The 1,184-nt window shown below is 53.2% G+C and carries 1 protein-coding gene; it reads left to right on the top strand.

What is annotated here, in order from left to right; all coding sequences use genetic code 11:
• Positions 1 to 214: 214 nt before the first annotated feature.
• The gene (locus EGJ09_RS26365) at positions 215 to 1,156 is read left to right on the top strand and encodes an IS110 family transposase (protein WP_125925180.1); all 942 of its coding nucleotides are present in this window, start codon (positions 215 to 217) and stop codon (positions 1,154 to 1,156) included.
• The last annotated feature ends 28 nt before the right edge of the window (positions 1,157 to 1,184 follow it).

The following is a 1,184-nucleotide window of genomic DNA, read 5'->3' as shown; positions in this document are numbered from 1 at the left end:
CCGGCTTGTATGGTAGGACTCGAAGGGGTGGGTGGGACCTAAAGCCGGCTTCTGACTGTTCACAGCAGTACAGACCGTGGGAGAAATCGTCCTCACCCCTTCCACCAAAGCGCCGATAAAGAATGCTTCGTTCTCTTCAACGACGATAGAAACAAGCCTGCGCCTCTTGGTGAAACCCTTCGAGTCGAAAAACCATACAGCGGGAGTGCAAACCATGGCAATGGAAACGAGCGATTTCATCATCGGTATTGATGTTGCCAAAGCCGAGCTGGTCGTTCATTTTCAAAGCCACGGCACGCAGATGTCGCTGAGCAATACCAAGCCTGAAATCAAGAGATGGCTGAAGCAACAACCTGCCAACACTGCTCTGTGCGTCGAAGCAACGAACGTCTACCACCTGGACGTTGTGGAGATGGCACATGAAAAGGGCTTCAAGGTCTATGTTGTTGACGGATTTCAACTTAGTAACTACCGAAAAGGCATTGGTGGCCGATCCAAAACCGATGCCAGTGATGCCGCTTTGCTTGGCCGTTATCTGGAGCGGGAAAGCCGGGATCTGCGCCCTTGGGCGCCACCGCCAGCCGTTTATGGCAAGCTTCAGAGCCTTCTACGCCGCAGGGCTGCTCTGGTCACGATGCGCACCGCCCTGAGCCAGAGTTGGGGTAATGAGCAGCTGCTCAAAGCGGCGTTCAAGAGCTTTACCCAGCAAATGGACAAGTTGGATCTGCTGGTCCAAAAGAAGCTCAAGGAGTTACTTAAGGAGGCTGGTTTACTGGAGCAAGTTGCTCGTTGTCAGGCCATCGAGGGCATCGGTTTTCTGACAGCTACTGCATTGGTTATGGCGTTTATCCGCGGCGAGTTCAAAAACAGCGATGCCTTCATTGCCTTCCTTGGCATGGACTTGAGAGTCTCCGATTCCGGGCAGAAGACGGGACTACGTCGTTTAACGAAGCGAGGTTGCCCGGAAATTCGCCGATTACTGCATAACGCCTCAATGTCAGCCAGCCGCTCGGCGGCTTGGAAAGAGACGTACGAACACTATCGAAACAAGGGCAAGGCCACGACTGAAGCGCTGGTGATCTTGTCGCGCAAGCTCGCCCGGGTTGCATTTGCCCTGATGAAGAAGAAGGAGGAATACGTAAGCAGAACGGCCTAAAGACCGTTGTTTACAACCATAGAATCTC

The sequence above is a fragment of the Pseudomonas sp. p106 genome (assembly GCF_003936645.1).
GTDB lineage: Bacteria > Pseudomonadota > Gammaproteobacteria > Pseudomonadales > Pseudomonadaceae > Aquipseudomonas > Aquipseudomonas putida_E.
The sequence above is the reverse complement of the archived record's forward strand: the minus strand, read 5'-3'. Positions and strand labels throughout refer to the sequence as shown.